This window comes from Peptoclostridium sp. AF21-18 (assembly GCF_003478825.1).
Classification (GTDB): domain Bacteria; phylum Bacillota; class Clostridia; order Peptostreptococcales; family Peptostreptococcaceae; genus Peptacetobacter.
The window spans coordinates 233,922-252,442 of sequence record NZ_QUGE01000001.1 but is presented as its reverse complement, the minus strand read 5'-3'; the positions used below and the strand labels follow the sequence as shown (position 1 = coordinate 252,442).

At 31.0% G+C, this 18,521-nt stretch carries 14 protein-coding genes and 1 other annotated feature; of the genes, 10 read left to right on the top strand and 4 right to left on the bottom strand.

What is annotated here, in order from left to right:
* Position 1: 1 nt before the first annotated feature.
* The 4 genes from DWX74_RS01190 (at position 2) to DWX74_RS01175 (ending at position 6,131) form a co-directional block, all read left to right on the top strand.
* Positions 2–787 carry a YlmH family RNA-binding protein gene (locus tag DWX74_RS01190; RefSeq protein WP_118548323.1) on the top strand — a complete coding sequence of 262 codons (786 nt, stop codon included), beginning with the start codon at positions 2–4 and terminating at the stop codon, positions 785–787.
* Positions 788–801: 14 nt separating this feature from the next.
* A complete protein-coding gene (locus DWX74_RS01185; protein WP_118548322.1) occupies positions 802–1,416 on the top strand; it encodes a DivIVA domain-containing protein in 615 nt (204 codons plus the stop codon).
* A gap of 122 nt (positions 1,417–1,538) precedes the next feature.
* Positions 1,539–1,786 (top strand) — a binding site (T-box leader).
* A gap of 100 nt (positions 1,787–1,886) precedes the next feature.
* Positions 1,887–5,006: an isoleucine--tRNA ligase gene (gene ileS, locus DWX74_RS01180; protein ID WP_118548321.1), complete on the top strand. Its 3,120-nt coding sequence runs from the start codon at positions 1,887–1,889 to the stop codon at positions 5,004–5,006.
* A 189-nt stretch (positions 5,007–5,195) separates the two neighbouring features.
* On the top strand, positions 5,196–6,131 hold the full coding sequence (locus tag DWX74_RS01175; protein WP_118548320.1) for a DMT family transporter: 936 nt from the start codon (positions 5,196–5,198) through the stop codon (positions 6,129–6,131).
* Positions 6,132–6,563: 432 nt separating this feature from the next.
* On the opposite strand, the gene DWX74_RS01170 is transcribed toward DWX74_RS01175, so the two are convergent.
* Entirely contained in the window at positions 6,564–7,124 is a 561-nt protein-coding gene (locus DWX74_RS01170; RefSeq protein WP_118548319.1) for a TetR/AcrR family transcriptional regulator, read from the bottom strand.
* Positions 7,125–7,401: 277 nt separating this feature from the next.
* On the opposite strand from DWX74_RS01170, the gene DWX74_RS01165 reads away from it, so the two are divergent.
* Both DWX74_RS01165 and DWX74_RS01160 read left to right on the top strand, forming a co-directional pair.
* Positions 7,402–8,268, top strand: a complete 867-nt coding sequence (locus tag DWX74_RS01165) for a DegV family protein (protein ID WP_286164120.1) — start codon at positions 7,402–7,404, stop codon at positions 8,266–8,268.
* 302 nt (positions 8,269–8,570) lie between these two features.
* The gene (locus DWX74_RS01160; protein ID WP_118548317.1) at positions 8,571–9,911 is read left to right on the top strand and encodes a hemolysin family protein; all 1,341 of its coding nucleotides are present in this window, start codon (positions 8,571–8,573) and stop codon (positions 9,909–9,911) included.
* Positions 9,912–10,068: 157 nt separating this feature from the next.
* Here the strand turns inward: DWX74_RS01160 and DWX74_RS01155 are convergent, their stop codons facing one another.
* A complete protein-coding gene (locus DWX74_RS01155) occupies positions 10,069–11,148 on the bottom strand; it encodes a M24 family metallopeptidase (protein ID WP_118548316.1) in 1,080 nt (359 codons plus the stop codon).
* Positions 11,149–11,265: 117 nt separating this feature from the next.
* On the bottom strand, positions 11,266–13,035 hold the full coding sequence (locus tag DWX74_RS01150; protein ID WP_118548315.1) for an Rqc2 family fibronectin-binding protein: 1,770 nt from the start codon (positions 13,033–13,035) through the stop codon (positions 11,266–11,268).
* Positions 13,036–13,192: 157 nt separating this feature from the next.
* Here DWX74_RS01150 and DWX74_RS01145 point away from each other — a divergent pair, with 157 nt between their 5' ends.
* The 3 genes from DWX74_RS01145 to DWX74_RS01135 all read left to right on the top strand — a co-directional run bounded on the left by DWX74_RS01145 (position 13,193) and on the right by DWX74_RS01135 (position 16,000).
* Positions 13,193–13,930: a LytR/AlgR family response regulator transcription factor gene (locus tag DWX74_RS01145; RefSeq protein WP_158573211.1), complete on the top strand. Its 738-nt coding sequence runs from the start codon at positions 13,193–13,195 to the stop codon at positions 13,928–13,930.
* On the top strand, positions 13,924–15,255 hold the full coding sequence (locus DWX74_RS01140) for a sensor histidine kinase (RefSeq protein WP_118548313.1): 1,332 nt from the start codon (positions 13,924–13,926) through the stop codon (positions 15,253–15,255). Before DWX74_RS01145 ends, DWX74_RS01140 begins: the two co-directional genes overlap by 7 nt.
* A gap of 112 nt (positions 15,256–15,367) precedes the next feature.
* On the top strand, positions 15,368–16,000 hold the full coding sequence (locus tag DWX74_RS01135; RefSeq protein WP_006439997.1) for a CPBP family glutamic-type intramembrane protease: 633 nt from the start codon (positions 15,368–15,370) through the stop codon (positions 15,998–16,000).
* Between the two features lie 162 nt (positions 16,001–16,162).
* Here the strand turns inward: DWX74_RS01135 and DWX74_RS01130 are convergent, their stop codons facing one another.
* Positions 16,163–16,963 carry an SDR family NAD(P)-dependent oxidoreductase gene (locus DWX74_RS01130; protein ID WP_118548312.1) on the bottom strand — a complete coding sequence of 267 codons (801 nt, stop codon included), beginning with the start codon at positions 16,961–16,963 and terminating at the stop codon, positions 16,163–16,165.
* 376 nt (positions 16,964–17,339) lie between these two features.
* On the opposite strand from DWX74_RS01130, the gene ltaE reads away from it, so the two are divergent.
* Positions 17,340–18,371, top strand: coding sequence for a low-specificity L-threonine aldolase (ltaE, locus tag DWX74_RS01125; RefSeq protein WP_118548311.1), 1,032 nt, complete (start codon positions 17,340–17,342; stop codon positions 18,369–18,371).
* Positions 18,372–18,521: the final 150 nt, after the last annotated feature.

Below are 18,521 nucleotides of genomic sequence, written 5' to 3'. Positions count from 1 at the left end.
GATGGACAAGATAAGACTTACTAACCACATAAAGGATATAGAATTAAAGAACAAGATGTTCAAATTGATAGATAAGGCTAATACCTGTCTAAAGAATTATGAAGCAAAAAGTACTGAATTTATGAATCCATTTGAGATAAAGAATGCGATGGATATAATTAATTCAGAGTCTGATTTGAAGTATCATTCTGATGGAGGATATGAAGGTGCGGAGAGAAGTGTGCTATCTATATACCCATTTTATATGGAGTATGAGGATATTGAGCAGCCTATAAAATTCATACAGATTGATGGAAATTTCAAATTCAGAAGTGTATCTCATAAAGATTATTTGGGTTCTATTTTAGGGCTTGGAATAAAGAGAGAAAAGATAGGCGATATATTAATTCACGAAGATTTTTGTCAGGTTGTAGTTAGCAGCGATATATGTGATTATATTGTTATGAACCTTACAAAAGTTGCTACAAATACAGTAAAAGTAAAGGAAATAAATCGAGAAGAATTAAAGACTTCAGAAAAGAAATACAAAGATATCTCGTTTACAGTATCTTCAGATAGACTAGATTGTGTAATAAGTGGAATATACAATATTTCTAGACAGGAAAGTCTAAAGTACATAAATGCAGAGAGAGTTTATTTGAATTATGAAAAGATAACATCTGCATCTAAGACGGTATCTTCAGGGAATCTTATTTCAGTAAGAGGAAAAGGTAGATCTGAAGTTGTTGAAATAGGCGGGGAGACCAGAAAAGGAAGAACTAGAGTAAAAGCTAGAATAATATTATAGTTGAGGAGAAGATAATGATAACACCACAGGAGATAGAAGAAAAAGTTTTTAAAAAATCTATGAGAGGATTCAACTGTGAAGAAGTTGATGAATTTTTAGATGATTTAAGAGTAGATTATGAAAATCTTATAAGAGAAAATGAATCTCTTAAAGAAAGAGTTAGAATGTATAGTGAGCAGTTAAATAAATACACAAATATAGAGGATACTTTAAAAGAAACTCTTATAACAGCTCAGACAGCTGCAGAGGATACTACTTCTGCTGCAAATAAAAAAGCTAGAATAATAGTAGAAGAAGCTGAATTTATGGGAAAACAGAAAATAGATGAAGCTACAAGTAGAGTTATAGAAATAAGAAAAGAATACGATAATCTTACTGCTGAATTTAAAATGTTTAAAAATAAATTCAAATCACTTTTAGAAAGCGAAATAAAAAATATAGACGAAATATGCTCTAATATAGATACTGGACTTGCAAGTCAGTATGAATGGAGAACTGCTATGGACAGTTATGAAGATGAAAAGTTTGATATAGAGGATACTTTTGGCGCAACTGGAGCAATGGATGATGAAGAAGAATATCATTCTGATGAGGAAAGAACTTCTCCAGAAGATATATTCAATCTATAAAAAAAAATTATAAATAATATTGAATTTAGAGATAATATAGAATTATCTGAAAAAAATAAAAAATAACTATTGACTAAAATTAGTTTTTGGTATAAACTTTCAAAGTATAGAAAACAAAATCTTTAAAGGCTATGATGAAGACAGTAGATTCAGGATTTTATTTTTACAGAGAACCGGGTTAGCTGAGAACCGGCAAAATATACTGAGTTGAATATCACTTCGGAGCTGAAGGCTGAAAGATTTATCCTATTTGGATTTATCAAATAAGTTATTCCGGTAATGTGCCGTTATACAGTAGAGTGTCGTATAGATAATTTTTAAATTTATCTATGCGGAATTAGGGTGGTAACGCGAGCAACTCGTCCCTTTGTGTATGCAAAGGCGACGAGTTTTTTTATTTAAAAAACTTATTTTGGAAAACTTAGAGCAAGTAAAGATAAAGAATAATTAGAGGAAAGGGTGAATTAATAATGGCGAACTTTAAACCATTAGTAGACACTTCTGTTAAAGAAGCAGAAGCAAAAGTATTTGATTACTGGCAGGACATCGATATACTAGAAAGAACTTTAGAAAAAGGTCAGAACGATCCAAGTTTCGTATTCTTTGAAGGACCTCCAACAGCAAATGGAAACCCTGGTATACACCACGTTGTTGCCAGAACATTAAAAGACTGGGTATGTAGATATAAAACAATGTCTGGATACCAGGTAAAAAGAAAAGCTGGTTGGGATACTCATGGTCTTCCAGTAGAAATACAGGTAGAAAAAGAATTAGGATTATCTGATAAACAGGAAATAGAAGATTACGGAATAGCAGAATTCTGTGATAAATGTAGAGAGTCAGTATTCTCTTTTGAAAAACAGTGGAGAAACATGACTGAAAGAATGGCTTATGAAGTTGACCTTGATAACCCATACATAACATTAGACAACAACTACATAGAATCTGTTTGGTGGATATTAAATAAATTCAACAAAGAAGGATATATGTATGAAGGACATAAAATACTTCCTTACTGCCCAAGATGTGGAACTGGTCTTGCATCACACGAGGTTGCACAGGGATATAAAGAAGTAAAAACTAATACATTAGTAGCTAAATTCAAAAAAGCTGGAACTGAAAATGAATACTTCTTAGCATGGACAACTACTCCATGGACATTACCATCAAACGTATCATTAACAGTAAACCCAGAAGTTACTTATGTAAAAGTTAAACCAGCTGATGTAGATGAATACTACTACTTAGGCGAACCATTACTAGAAAAAGTAATGAAAGATAGAGAATACGAAGTTGTTGAAAAAATGACTGGTAAAGATTTAGAATATGTTGAATATGAACAGTTATTAGACTTCGTAAAACCAGATAAAAAAGCTTTCTTCATAACTTGTGCTGATTACGTAACTACTGAAGACGGTACAGGTATAGTACATACTGCTCCAGCATTTGGGGAAGACGACTACAACTGTGGTAAAAAATATGGTTTACCAGTACTTCAGCCAGTTGATGAAAGAGGAGAATTTACTGCAACTCCATGGAAAGGTAAATTCGTAATGGAAGAAGGACTAGATGTTGAAATAATAAAATATCTAGCTAAAGAAAATAAATTATTCAGCAAAGAAAAAGTTGCTCACAACTATCCTCACTGCTGGAGATGCCAGACTCCACTTGTTTACTACGCTAAACCAAGTTGGTATATAGAAATGACTAAATTAAAAGACCAGTTAATAGCTAACAACAACACTGTAAATTGGTATCCAGAATTCGTTGGTCAGGGAAGATTTGGTAACTGGCTAGAAGAATTAAAAGACTGGGCAATATCAAGAAGTAGATATTGGGGAACTCCTCTTCCAATGTGGAGATGTGAATGTGGAAATACAGAATCTGTAGGATCAAGACAGGAATTAGCTGATATGGCTGTTGAAGAAGTAGATCCAGCAACTGTAGAACTACACAGACCATACGTAGATGAAATACATCTAAAATGTCCAAAATGTGGTAAACCAATGACTAGAGTAAAAGACGTTATAGACTGCTGGTTCGATTCAGGATCAATGCCATTTGCTCAGCATCACTACCCATTTGAAAATAAAGAAAACTTTGATCAGTTATTCCCAGCAGATTACATCTGTGAAGGTATAGACCAGACAAGAGGATGGTTCTACTCATTATTAGCGATATCAACATTTGTAATGGGTAAAGCACCATACAAAAATGTATTAGTTAACGACCTTGTACTAGACAAAGACGGTAAGAAAATGTCTAAATCAAGAGGAAACACTGTTAACCCATTTGAATTATTCGATAAATACGGAGCCGATGCTTTAAGATGGTACTTATTATACGTATCTCCACCATGGACTCCAATAAGATTCGACGAAGAAGGATTAAAAGAAGTTCAGTCTAAATTCGTTGGAACAATGAAGAACGTATACAACTTCTTCACTCTATACGCTAACACTGACAATATAAATCCTGGTGATTTCTTCGTTGAATACAAAGATAGATCAGAATTAGATAGATGGATACTTTCTAAGTTCAACAACTTAAAAGCTGAAATAGAAGAAAACCTAGAAATATTCGAAGTTAACAAAACTATAAGAAGAATACAGGAATTCATAAATGACGATTTATCTAACTGGTATATAAGAAGATCTAGAAGAAGATTCTGGGAACCAGAATTAACTGAAGATAAAAAAGCAGTTTACAACACTACTTATGAATTATTAACAGAATTATGTAGAGTTGTAGCTCCATTCGCTCCTTACTTATCAGAAGAAATGTACAGAAACTTAACTGGAGAAGAATCAGTTCATCTAGCTTCTTACCCAAGATGCAACAAAGAGCTTCTTGATGAAAAACTAGAAGAAAAAATGGACTTAGTTAAAAACTTAGTTACTCTAGGAAGAGCTTCAAGAGAAAACGCTAGAATAAAAGTTCGTCAGCCATTAAAAGAAGTATTAATAGACGGAAAATACGAAGATGTTATAGCTGACTTAGTTGACATAATAAAAGAAGAATTAAATGTTAAAGAAGTTGTATTTGCTAAAGATTTAAGTGAATACATGAACTACAGCTTAAAACCTAACTTCAGAGAAGTTGGTTCAGTATTAGGTAAAAAAGTAAACGCATTTGGTAAAGCTTTAGCAGCATTAGATGCTCATGATACTGTAACTAAACTTGAAAATGGTGAAAAAGTAGTAGTTAACCTTGATGGAGAAGACTTCGAATTTGGTGAAGAATATGTTCTTATAAACATATCAGCTAAAGAAGGATTCAACGTATCTATGCAGAACAACGTATTCGTTCTTCTTGAAACAGAATTAAACGAAGAACTAGTAAACGAAGGATTTGCAAGAGAATTCATATCTAAAGTACAGCAGTTAAGAAAAGCTGCAAACTTTGAAGTTCTAGACAACATAGTAATAGACTACTGCTCAGATGATGAAGTGGCTAAAGCAGTTGCTGAATTTGAAGATTACATCAAATCAGAAACTCTAGCTGTTGAATTAAACAGAGTAGAAGATGCTAGCTTAGAACAGCACAACTTAAACGACCATATGACAGGAATAAAAGTAACTAGAAAATAATTTCTGATTAGCTTAGATGTCATAAGGACTAGAAAATTAATAAAAAATATAATATAATGATAATGTTATATCAATTAAAAGAAGTGTTTCGGATTCCGGAGCACTTCTTTAATGCGCAAAAATAGTGTTTAGAAAGAAAAGATTTTAAAATCAAAGTAAAAAGGGAGAAAATTTAATAGGAGGTAAGATATGGGAGATAGAAAAAAAGGTATCTCATTAGTTCTAATCGCCACAACATTCTGGGGAATGATGGGGATAAACAGTAGAACATTATCATTAGCTGGTCTTTCTGCAATGGATATAGCATTTATCAGATGCTCTATAGCAGGGGTATTATTTACAATTTATATGATGATTAGAAAGCCAGAAGAATTAAAACAGAAATTATCGGGAATACTTGTAGGTTGTTTATATGGAGTAGTTTGCTTTGTATTAGGATTTATGACTTACAACGTATCTGTTGAGAGAGTACCGATATCAGTTGCTACAGTTCTTATGTTTACAAATCCAATATGGGTGTCTATATTTGGAGCGGTTGTATTTAAGGACAAGATGACTAAGAAAAAAGTATTAGTTATATGTATGTGTATAGTTGGATGTATTTGTATATCAGATGTAATGTCTACAGGTGGGGCAAATCTGGATGTCATAGGTATAGCTGCAGGTCTTATAAACGGAATGACTTTTGCTATGCAGATAATAATACCAAGATTCTTTGAAGGAAAATACTCAAAAGATGCGATACTAGTGTACGGATTCATATCAAGTACGATTGTATTGTCATTCTTTACAGATTTCTCAAATATAGCAGCTGCTATAACAGGACCAAATTCTATGGTGGTAATAGCTAACATGCTTGCTATATCAGTGTTATCAACATTCATAGCTAGCACATTCTATGTCAAATCAACAGAATACATAGAAACTCAGGTTACAAGTATACTAGTATCACTTGAACCTATACTAGGAAGTATATTTGCATTCTTCATATTTGGAGAAACAATGTCTCAAACTCAGCTACTTGGTGCAGCCATAGTAATACTTGCAGCATGCATACTAGAAGCGGACTTATCAAAAATAACAGAAAAAATAATGCTACCTTTCTCAAGTAAACAAATAAAATAAAAAAATAAAAATTTATATGTTAATAACTCTCGGAGATTGAAGTCATAGACAAACTCCTCTCCAGGCAATCAAGTTGCATTGTCGAGTTCGTTTTGTCTATGCACTTCAATCTACCAAGTTAGTTATTATTCCTATAAATTTTAATTTAAACAAGTCAAACGGTTTATAAAATTATTAAAATATTTATAATAAAGTAACTGTTTTATTTAATCTATTATAAATTTACTAACTTAAAAGAGCGTATAAATAAAAATTTACCAAAGCTATTGATAGTATGTGGCATATGAGTTATATAGACAAAACTCTTTCGACAATCTGCAGGCATGTATTTTATTTACAATAATAAAGATTACTTACACGCACGCCGAAGCCTGGAGAAGAGTTTGTCTATATCTCATATGCTCTGCATAATAACAAAGTTTTGGTAAATTTTTATTTCCAGATAGATACGAGGCATTCAGATATGTCCCCAAATGGTATTGGTTCAGCCTTCAAGATACTCTGCATTACAAGTCCATCTACTATTGAGATAAGTAGGAAAGAGATTGCATCTGCCTTATCTTTAAACTCATCAGAAAGATTTTCCACAAGAGAGTCCTTTAAAGCAAGTCTCCACTCTTTATATTTTTCTTTGAATTGATTTCTAAGAGCTTCGTTTTCAGTTATTGCTTCACATATTAAATACATGTGTATTCTTCCTGTTGAAGAAATAGTAGATATATTATCTAAAAGTATTTTTACTAGATCTAAATCATCTATTCCCTGAATATTTCTTACGCACATTAGAACAGCTTCATTTATTATATTCAAATGTACATCGGCTATTTCAGCTATAATATCGTCTTTTGACGCATAATAGTAATAAAGAGTACCTTTACTTATATTTGCGTGGCGAGCGATATCAGCAAGACTTGTATTCTTTACACCTTGCTTTGTAATAAGCTTAATAGCGACATCTATAATTAGTTGTTTTGTATTATTTACTGATTTCATTTTAGCACCTTTCTTTAACTGTTATAAAAATATTATAATCTTATATAATCATACTGTCAAACTGAGAGAATATTATATATTAGAAAAATCGTTTAATATAATAAAAAATTAAAGCTAAAATATACAAGTTATAAAAACAAACTATTATAAACTAATATTGACACCTAGTACTAAAAAATATATAATAATATAAGAATGAAAATTCGACCGAACGACCGAGAAATTTTTGTAGACCGGTCAACCGACAAAAATGTTTAGAGGATTTGGAGAGGGAAAAATGAGTAAAGTTAGAATAGTTACAGATAGAGCATCTGATTTAACAGATAATATAGCAGCGAAATACGGTATAGAAATAGCAGAAATGGACGTTGCATTTGGTGATGACGTATATTATGGTGGAAAAGGAATTACTATAGAAGATTTTTACGCAAGAATGAAAAAGGAAAAAGAACTTCCTAAAACATCTTGCCCATCACCAGATAAGTTCTTAGAAATATACAAAAAAGACGACAGCGATGTATTAGTTCTTACATTAACATCAAAACTTTCCGCTACATACAACTGTGCGGTGCTTGCAAATGATATGTACAACGAAGAAGAGCATACAAATAGAGTAAAAATAATAGATACAATGAGTGGATCTATAGGGCAGGGGATACTTGCTGTATATGCGGCTCAGTTATCAGAAATGGGTAAAAATATAGATGAAATAGCTGAAGAAGTGGAAAAACTTATAGACAATACTAAGTTTATAGGAGTACTTCAGACATTAGAAAATGCTATAAAAGGTGGAAGAATAAGCAGATTAGCTGGAAGTATAATCAATACATTTAATTTTAAAGCTCTTGTACAAATAAATGAAGGTCTAGTAAAACCATTTGACAAGGCTAGAGGTGAAAATGGAAGTATGAAAAAATTAGTTGATTTATTCTTAGAAGGTGCTTCAGACACTGAGAATAAAACATTATTTATAGGTCATTCTAATTGTTTAGCAAAAGCTGAAAAAGTAAGGGATATGATATTAGAAAGAAAGAGCTATAAAGAAGTTGTATTCTGTGGAATAGGTACAGTTATGGGTACATATACTTCTGATGGATGTGTGTTATTAAATGCAATAGAGCTTCCAGAAATGATAAATGCATAAAATATTAAATAAATGTTAAATTTATTTTTACAATATTGAATAAAAAAACGAGTTATAATATAATATTCATCAACAATATTTTATGAGGTGAAATTATGGATAACGGAGATAGTGACGAGGAGAATAGGTCTATAAATTTATCTAAGCATAAATATATAGACCTTATTTATTTTTCTGTAGTTGCTTTAAAAATTAGAAAAAAATTAGTCAAACTCGTATGTTAAGTATAAGTTTTTATTTAGAGATAAAGAATAAGAAAATATAAAAATAAAAACAATATTTAATAACGAGGAGATTAGAAAATGTATAAACAAATAATATTTCAGGTAGTTTTAATAATGATAAATGCATTCTTTGCGATGACAGAGGTGGCGCTGATATCGACAAATAAAATTAAATTAAAGAAAATGGCAGATGAAGGGGACAATATTGCCAAGAAATTAGTTGATATATCAGAAGATCCTTCAGAGTTCTTATCTACAATACAGATAGGTATAACATTTGCAAACTTTATAGCCAGTGCATTTGCTGCGGATGGACTTTCTGGTTACTTAGCAGACTTCATATACAATACTTTAAATGTAAAGGTATTGTCTTATGAGATGATGAGCACAGCTTCATTGATTTTAATAACGATAATATTATCGTACTTTACACTTGTTTTAGGTGAGCTAGTTCCTAAAAGGATAGCCATGCAGAAACCTATGGAAGTGGCTAGATTTGCGTGTATACCAGTTTCTGCTATTTCTACTGTTGTAAAACCTGCTGTAAAATTCTTATCTCTATCTACAAACGTAGTGTTAAAAGGGTTAAGAATAGATACAAACGAAGAAGAGGATTCTATCACAGAGGAAGAAATAAGAATGATGCTTGAAATAGGCAACACAGGAGGTACAATAAATTCAGATGAAAAAGAATGGATAGACAATGTATTTGATTTCTCTGATTCTAGTGTAAGAGAAATAATGACTCATAAATCAGAAGTTGTTGGGATTTATGAAGATGATAGTTTAAGTGAGATAGAAGAAAAAATACATGAAACAGGCTATTCAAGATATCCTGTCTATGGAGAAAATGACAATGATATAAAAGGGATACTATATTCTAAAGACTTCTTTGCAGAAGTTTATAATTGTTTTGCAAAGGAAGATGATGATTTAGGAGTTGTTGTAAATAAAAATGAATTAAATATAATGGATAATCTAAGAAAACCGTACTTCATACCAGATAGTATGAGTTCATTGTTGTTATTTAAGAATATGCAGAAAAATAATACGCATATAGCCATAGTTATAAATGAATATGGTGAAAATATAGGTCTGATAACAATGGAGGACTTACTTGAAGAGATAGTCGGGAATATATACGACGAGTACGATGAATGTGATGACGAAGATGTGAAAATTTCTGAGACTACTTGGAAAATAAAAGGAAGTACTAGTTTAGATGATTTATCAGATAAGTTTGATATAGATTTTCCAGATGATTTAGATTACGATACAATTTCAGGATTGATTTTAGAAAAGATACAAAGAATACCTAATGACGGAGAAAAATTTGAAATAGAGGCATTTGGTATGAAAATCAAAGTTGAAAAAGTAGAAGCTAGAAAAATTGAAGAAGTGATAATAACGATAATATAAATAAAGTGAGATTAAAAAATAGATAAAGTTGATAAAAATAAAATAAGATAATAAAAAAGAGGTTATTGCAAATGCAGTAACCTCTTTTGATATTAAATTGTAATAAAATTTTTGTTTAAGTTATTCCGTAAGGCTAGTATTAGTCTACTATAACTAATTAGTTTCCAACAACAACTAATTCTTTGTTGTAAGCATTTAAGTTTTCGTAACCGTCTTCAGTTACTAATATAAGGTCTTCTATTCTAACTCCGAATTCTCCTGGTAGATATATACCTGGTTCTACTGAGAATATCATACCTGGTTTTAATTCTTCAGTGTTAACTGCAGAAACATCTCCCATATCGTGGCATTCTAGACCTATAGAATGTCCAGTTCTGTGAGTGAAGTATTCTCCGTAACCTTTTTCTGTTATGTAGTCTCTTGCAGCAGCATCTATGTCACAGAATCTTACACCTGGTTTAACTTTTTCTATTGCTCTCTTATTAGCTTCAAGAACTATATCGAATATTTCTTTTCCTTTTTCAGGAACTGATTTATAGAATACTGTTCTTGTCATATCTGAGCAGTAGTGGTCTTTTATACAACCAAGGTCAAGTATTATAGCGTCTCCTTCTTTAACGTATCTGTCTCCTGGTTCACCGTGTGGGTTAGCACCATTAGCAGCGAATCCTATTATTGGATCGAATGATAATCCATCAGCACCAAGATCTTCGTATATTCCTTTAAGAACTGTAACTAACTGTTTTTCAGTTAAATCAGCTGTTATTTCTTTCTGAAGTCTTTCAACTGCTTTATCATTTAACTGAGAAGCTTTTCTCATTAATTCTTTTTCTTCTTCGTCTTTGCACATTCTTAATCTGTCTATTATGTAAGAACCGTTAACGAATTTGCTTCCAGCTCCGTGTTCCATTAATCCTAATAAGAATCTTGCTGGCCAGTTTTTGTCTATACCCATAACAGCGTTGTGGTCAACTCTGTCAGCAACAACTTTTACAGAATCGTCAGTATCTTTGAAGATAACTTTTTCAACTCCTAGGTCTTCTTCTATTGGGAATAATTCATTTACGAATAATTTGTGATTACCATCTACATTTAGGTAAAGAGCGAATAATCTTTCTCCTGTGTGTAACATTAATCCTGTTAAGTAGAATATTGAGTAAGGATCACTTACTATCATCTGCTGTATTCCGTCTTTTTTCATCTGTTCTAAAACGGCATTTAATCTCTGAGTTTTCATTGCAAAACTACCTCCTGGCTATTTATAAAATTTTATTACCATATTTAATTTTAGCACAATAATAAAAAAAGTGAATAGATTTTGATAAAAAAATATTAATAAAATGAAAAAGTTTTTTTATTTTATTTTTAGCTGTGCAACGATTTCTTCAGTAGGTGTAACGTATGCAGTATTATTAGTTTCGTATATAACCATACCTGGTTTTGCACCGCTTGGCTTTTTAACATTTTTTCTCTTAGTATAATCTACTGGCACCTTTGCTGACATTCTAGCCTTGCTATAATAAGCAGCTAAAACAGCAGCTTCAAATAATGTCTGGTCAGAAGGCTCATGGCCTGCACATTTAACAATAACATGAGAACCTGGTATATCCTTAGTATGCATCCAAATATCGTCGTTATCTGCAAGTCTTAGAGTAAGGTAATCATTCTGTCTATTATTTTTACCTACTAAAATCTGATATCCTTCAGATGATTTAAATTCCATCGGAGCAGTAGAAGGCTGTATCTCTTTTTTACCGATTTTTTTCTGAGATTTTACATATCCTGTTTTAACAAGTTCTTCTCTTATATCTTTAAGTTCTTTAAGATTTTCGCAGTTTTCTATACCAAGTATAGTATTTTCAAGGTATTCAATCTCTTCTTTAGTCATAGCCATCTGGTTTGTTATTTCTATCTTTGCGTTTTTAAGTTTGTTGTATTTTTTAAAATACTTCTGAGCATTTTCAGAAGGAGTTAAATTCTTTTTAAGTGCTATTGTAACAGTCTTATAATCTGGATCATAGAAATTCTGAACATCTACGCTTTCCATACCTTTTTCAATCATATATATATAAGAAGTAATAAGCTCTCCTTTAATTTTAAAAATCTCAGCGTTTTCAGACTCTTCAAGTTCTTTTTCAAGTTTTTCTAGCTTGTGAATAAGTCTTTCAAGTTTTATAGAGATGTTTTTCTTCATGACAGAAGCTCTCTGATTTATTCTATCCTTGATATCCTTAGTTTTGTAGTAATCTTCTATTGCAGATGAGATACTTTCCTTGTGAATTGTAGTAAATTCGTGGTACATATCCATATTAATACAACCAAAATCTACTATTTTATCAATTTTCTCGTTAAGAATAATACAAGGAGAATAATTTCCTTCTCTTATATCCTTAAATAAATTTTCAAATGAGTTGAATAGATTTTTTAAATCTGTATCTGAAAGTGAAGAAGTAGGTTCACTTTTTTCAACTCCAGCTCTAAAGCATATTTCTCTAGCTATTGAAGGGCTTATTCCTAAAAATTCTGAGTAAATTGATTTGAAGCAAGGGCCTTCAAAAGATTTAATTCTATTAGAAAAATCAGCAAGAGAAATACTATCAAGTGGATTTAACTTATCCTGAGCTGGAGGAAGGTTGTACTCTTGACCTGGAAGTATCTGTCTAACTCTACTCACACTCACAGGAATTCTCTTAGCTGCATCTACTATCCTATTTTCATTTCTCTGAACAAGAATAATATTACTATGTCTACCCATTATCTCAACGTAGATATCTTTAATAGTCTTTTCCTTTAACTCATCAAAAGACTCTACGCTTATCTTTAAAATTCTCTCAAATCCAACCTGTTCAATATTTGTAATAACACCGCCCTGAACATACTTTCTAAGAAGCATACAGAAAACAGGTGCTTTCTTTGGATTGTTCTTCTTATAATCCTCAGCTAAATAAACTCTTGGATTTGATGCACTTGCACTAAGCACAAGTCTGTAGTTTACTTTATTGTTTCTTATCTGAAGAAGGATCTCATCTTCTTCTGGTTGATATATTTTATCGATTTTTGCTCCATTAAGCAGAGAATTTAACTCGTCTGCAATTGAATGGATAACTAATCCGTCTAATGCCATAATTGTTTCTCCTCTCAAAAATGTTTATCATTTAATTATATCATATATATCTTTTGTTTAATCTAATCAGTTTTAAAGTTTTGAAATAATGAAAAAATAAATCTATGATATAATTTAAAGTATAAGAATACTTTTTAATAAAATGCGAGGAAAAGTTATGGAAAAATATCGTATAGCTATTTGTGAGGACGAAGAAAAAGAAAGAATTCAGTTAAAAGAAAATTTGAAAAAAATTTTAGCTGAGGATATGGAAAATAAAATTGAAATAGAAAATATAATTATCGAGGAATTTGAGTCTGCTGAAGAGCTATTAAAATCCGACCTATCAAAAATAGATATTTTTCTAATGGATATTATGATGGGCGAGATGAATGGAATGGAAGCTGCTAAAAAGATAAGGGAGATGAATATAAATTCTGAGATAATATTTATCACTGGAAATGTGGAATTTGTAATAGACGGATACAAAGTAAATGCGTACAGATATATCCTAAAGCCAGTAGAAATTGAGGAATTGAGAGAGAGCATAATCAGTTGTTTTACTGAACTTGGCAAGAAAAAGGGAAGATTTATCGCTTTGAGTAAAAAAGGTGAGATGGAAAAATTAAAAATAGACGATATAGATTATATCGAGGTTATTAAAAGAAATATTATCGTGCATAAAAACGGAGAAGAGGTTGAATATACAGGCACCAGTATTGAAAAATTAGAAGAAAAGCTGGAAGATTTTAAGTTCTTTAGATGTCATAAGAGCTACCTTGTAAATTTAGAAAAAGTGGATTTGATAAAGACTGGTGAAGTAGTGGTAAATGGAAAAAATGTGCCAGTCAGCAAGTATAGAGCAAAGGATTTAAAAAGAGAATTTACAGCTATTTTGGGTGATATGATATGTTAAGTTTGAATGTGGCAGTTGAGTTTTTTACAAAAGTAATATTTACTGCAGTTAATATAATTTGCTTTTTGTATATAGAATATAAAATTGAAAAACCTGTAATAGATAAAAAAGCTCTATTAATTAATACTATAAATCTTGTATTATTAACATTAATTGTATGTGGTATAGAGTTAGTTTTAGAAAGTGTAATACCATTTTTGACATTGATTTTTGCATGTGTATATTTGAAAAAATGCTATAAAATGAAAGTATCAAAATCTATTTTAAATATATTGGTATACAATGCATTTGCTCTTGGGATAATGGCTATTGTGGTAAGTATAATATATCCGCTAATAGGACGAAATGTACAATTATTAAATAGCGATATATACGGCTTACAGATACAAATGATGTCGGCATCTGTGATAGTATTTGTAGCATCTATGTTTAAATTTATAGATTTAAAAGAATTTAAACTAAATATTAATGAATATATAATTGCAGCATCCCCTATGATAATAAACCTAGCCAATATAATGTTTGTATTTATAATATTTGCTAAAAATAAACTGTTGGATCATAAGATGTTTATGATATTTTTCGTAATATATATGCTTATGACAGTAGCGAATGTATTCTTGATAAGCGTAATTACTAATATGATTGTCAAAAATAGCAAGTTGAAATACGAGGGATTGATTGTCGAGGAAAAAATAGATTCTCGGTACAAATACTACAATACTCTAAAAGAAAATCAGGAAAAGGTCAGAAAATTATCACATGATATAAACAATCATATAATTTGTATGGAGAGTATGGACGCTGATGAAAGAGAAAAGTACAAGAAAAAAATATATGAGGAACTAGATTACAATAGGAATAGGATAAATTCTGGAAGTATGATTTTGGATATAATACTATCCGAAAAATACAAAGAATGTAAAAAATATGGAATAAACTTTAAATACGATATAGAGTTTAATGTATTAAAAGATATGGACGCTGTAGATATTTGCTCTATTTTTGCAAATATATTGGACAATGCAGTTGAAGCTTGTCAAAAGGTAGAATCTGCAAATAGATTCATAACCGTAAAAGGAAAGATTGCTAAGAACTATTTTGTGATAAAGGCGGAAAATAGCAAAGTAGGAGAGATTAAAAAGGACGAAAAAGGCAATCTTGAAACGAGCAAAGAGGACAAAACTAGACACGGACTTGGAACTAAGATAGTAGAAGAGTCTGTTGAAAAGTACGGTGGAAATATTGAATACTACGATGAAGAAGACAGATTTAGAGTGGTGATTTTGATTCCAATAGAGAAATTTGTCCAGTTGGAACATTAAAACGTCCAGTTGGAGCAAAGTGATTGAAAACAGAATAGATAAATGATAAAAAGAGAGTAAGAAGAGATAAAAAAATCAAATCTTACTCTCTTTTAAGATTGGGGTGAATATCATGACAAAACCAGATAAAGAATTAAAATCAGCTTTAGAATTATTGGCAGGGGTAGTATTAATTATTATTCAGACATTTATCAATACAAAATTCATGCCACAGCTTATGAATTTTATAATACTAAGTATCTTAACTACAATCCTATTGGTGTATTTAAACAAAGAAGGATATGCCAACATAAAAGATCTATTCAAATGGGAGAACTTAAAATACGTCTTACTAATCTACATATTATCAAAAGCAGCAGCTTATGCAGTTAATGGAATGGTTGAAATAATGGGAATAACTCCTATAGCAGAAGATTATTTCTTAGAAAACCAATTAAGAACACTAACAGGTGTAAAATTAGGACTAGCGTTATTTGATATATGTTTCATAATACCAATCATAGTAAACTTTGTATTTAGACATGTAGCACTAAAAAACATTGGTAACATGAAAAAATCAGCTATCCCAATAACAGCAGTAGTAATAGTACTACTTAATGGAATAAGTGGAATACCAGAAATGCTAATAATATTTGCAATAAACATAATTCCATTAATAGTATACTACAAAACAGAACGAATAGACATCTGTATAGCAGCTACCATGCTAAACAACATAGTAGCAAGCATATTAATATTAAGCTAAAATATGAAAAAATTGGTAACTACTAAACTAATTACCTCTCACATACAAATCTTAAATTAGTTTAGAATGTATAAAAGATAAGTCGCTCTTTACGAGTGGCTTATCTTTTCCCATAAAAAAAGATGTCACTCAAAAGAGCGACATCTTTGATATTCTAATTAATTAAGGTCTTAATCCCATTCCACCTTCAAGAGTTATTGTTTCACCACTCATATACTTAAAGTCTGGTGAAGCTAACTGTACACATACACGTCCGATTTCTTTTTCGGCATCTCCGTAGTGTCCAGCAGGTGGCATCTTAACATTTTCTTTAAATGCCTGTGGATAAGCTTTTTCAAAGTTTTCAAGCTGTGCAGTCCAAGCAAGTGGGCAGATTATATTTACGTTTATTCCAAACTGTCCCCATTCTGTTGCTGCAACTCTACTTAAACCACGAACACCTTCTTTAGCAGCTGCATAAGCACACTGTCCAAAGTTTCCAAATAAACCAGCTCCAGATGCGAAGTTTATTACGCTTCCTTTAGTTTCTTTTAAGTATGGTAAACAAGCCTGCATATAATAGAATGTTGCATATAATCCTGAATAAACTGCTAAGTCAAACTGCTCAGTTGTATGATCTTCTAAAGTAACACCTGAAGCAGAAGCCTGAGCATTGTTTACAAGTACATCTATTCTACCAAAAGTATCTATTGTCTGTTTTATAACTTCATCAACAACAGCCTTATTATCTACACCAGCGCTTACATCAGCTCTAACTGGTAGTACTTTTACTCCATATAGTCTTTCTATTTCTTCTTTAGCGTCTTCTAATTTTTTTACGTTACGTCCTGTAATTACTATATTTGCTCCTTCTTTAGCAAATGCTGTAACTATTCCATATCCTATAGATCCACATCTTCCATCGCTTAATACAGATCTACCTCCACCAGTAACGATTACTGTTTTTCCATTTAAAAATCCCATAATAGTGTTCCCCTTTCACATAAACTATAAAAAAAGTTTTAACCTATATATAAAATAATTTTTTTATATTATGGCTTTATAATACAATCTTTTTCTTAAAAGTTCAATAGTTTTTTGAAAAGTATTAAAATTCACGATATTATAAATAAACTATAACAAAATAGTATAAATCTAAAAAATTTCATAGGAAAAAATTTAGAAAATAATATTGTATAAGAATGTATTACAGTATTTTTTATGATAGATATATACCCAATAAAATAAAAAGTATCACATAATATTAAAATTTATTTTTAAAATATTAAGATATGTGAAAAATCATTATATTTTGATATAATTAAATTGTAAAAAATTAACTATTGAAAGGACTGAGGATATGAGATTTATCGATTTAAGAAGTGATACAGTTACAATGCCTACAGATAAAATGAGAAAAGCTATGGCAGAAGCAGAAGTTGGTGATTCTATATACAGAGATGACCCTACTTTAAATGAATTAGAAAAAAGAGCTGCTGAAAAAGTTGGAAAAGAAGCTGCTATATTTGTTCCAAGTGGAACATTTGGAAATCAGCTTTGTCTATTCACTCATTGTACAAGAGGACAGGAAATAATAATAGGTAGAGATTACCACATAGTTGTGCATGAAGTTGGAGCACCTGCAGTTATCGCTGGTGTTCAGTTAAGAACTTTAGACACAGGAATAAAAGGTGAATTAGATCCTAAAGAAGTAGAAAAAGCAATAAGAAGAGATGATATACACGAGCCATCAACTGGACTTATATGCGTTGAAAATGCTTGCTTAGGTGGAACAGTAGTAAGTGTTGAAAATTTAAGAGCTATAAAAGATGTAGCAGAAAAACACAACTTACCAGTTCACTTAGATGGAGCGAGAATCTTCAATGCAGCAGAAGCGCTAGGTGTAGATGTAAAAGAAATAACTGCTTGTTGTGACTCAGTTATGTTCTGTCTATCAAAAGGTCTTGGAGCACCAGTTGGATCAATAGTAGCAGGAAGTAAAGAATTTATAGAAAAAGCTAGAAGAAAACAGAAACTAATGGGTGGTGGAATGCGTCAGGTTGGAATACTTGCAGCAGCAGGACTTATAGCTATCGACGAAATGACTCAGAGATTAGATGAAGACCACAGAAACAGCCACTATTTAGCAGATGAGTTAGACAAAATAGATGGAATATCAGTAAATAAAAATACTAATGATATAAGTATGGTGTATTTCACAATGGGTGAAGATGTTATACCAGAAAAAGAATTTGTTCAGAAAATGTACGATAGAGGAATAAAAATAAGTGGAATGGAAAATGGAGAATACAGATTTGTAACTCATGTGAATGTGAGCAGAGAAGATGTAGATACGGTTATAAATACAGTTAAAGAATTAATTTTAGGATAAATAAAAGGGACTCTTGCATTATTTTGCAATAGTCTCTTTTTTTATATTCTAAAATTAAATTTTAATCCGTATTTATAACAGTATTTACTGAAAAAATTTATTTAGAAATTAATAATTAACTGTATTTATAATAGTATCTAATATTAATAA

Excerpts from the sequence above, each read along its gene's own strand:
- DWX74_RS01155 (WP_118548316.1), bottom strand. The coding sequence starts at position 11,148 with ATGAAAACTCAGAGATTAAATGCCGTTTTAGAACAGATGAAAAAAGAC.
- DWX74_RS01170 (WP_118548319.1), bottom strand. The coding sequence starts at position 7,124 with ATGAAATCAGTAAATAATACAAAACAACTAATTATAGATGTCGCTATT.
- DWX74_RS01135 (WP_006439997.1), top strand. The coding sequence starts at position 15,368 with ATGACAAAACCAGATAAAGAATTAAAATCAGCTTTAGAATTATTGGCA.
- DWX74_RS01175 (WP_118548320.1), top strand. The coding sequence starts at position 5,196 with ATGGGAGATAGAAAAAAAGGTATCTCATTAGTTCTAATCGCCACAACA.
- DWX74_RS01150 (WP_118548315.1), bottom strand. The coding sequence starts at position 13,035 with ATGGCATTAGACGGATTAGTTATCCATTCAATTGCAGACGAGTTAAAT.
- DWX74_RS01140 (WP_118548313.1), top strand. The coding sequence starts at position 13,924 with ATGTTAAGTTTGAATGTGGCAGTTGAGTTTTTTACAAAAGTAATATTT.
- DWX74_RS01165 (WP_286164120.1), top strand. The coding sequence starts at position 7,402 with ATGAGTAAAGTTAGAATAGTTACAGATAGAGCATCTGATTTAACAGAT.
- DWX74_RS01160 (WP_118548317.1), top strand. The coding sequence starts at position 8,571 with ATGTATAAACAAATAATATTTCAGGTAGTTTTAATAATGATAAATGCA.
- ileS (WP_118548321.1), top strand. The coding sequence starts at position 1,887 with ATGGCGAACTTTAAACCATTAGTAGACACTTCTGTTAAAGAAGCAGAA.
- DWX74_RS01130 (WP_118548312.1), bottom strand. The coding sequence starts at position 16,963 with ATGGGATTTTTAAATGGAAAAACAGTAATCGTTACTGGTGGAGGTAGA.
- DWX74_RS01145 (WP_158573211.1), top strand. The coding sequence starts at position 13,193 with ATGGAAAAATATCGTATAGCTATTTGTGAGGACGAAGAAAAAGAAAGA.
- ltaE (WP_118548311.1), top strand. The coding sequence starts at position 17,340 with ATGAGATTTATCGATTTAAGAAGTGATACAGTTACAATGCCTACAGAT.
- DWX74_RS01185 (WP_118548322.1), top strand. The coding sequence starts at position 802 with ATGATAACACCACAGGAGATAGAAGAAAAAGTTTTTAAAAAATCTATG.
- DWX74_RS01190 (WP_118548323.1), top strand. The coding sequence starts at position 2 with ATGGACAAGATAAGACTTACTAACCACATAAAGGATATAGAATTAAAG.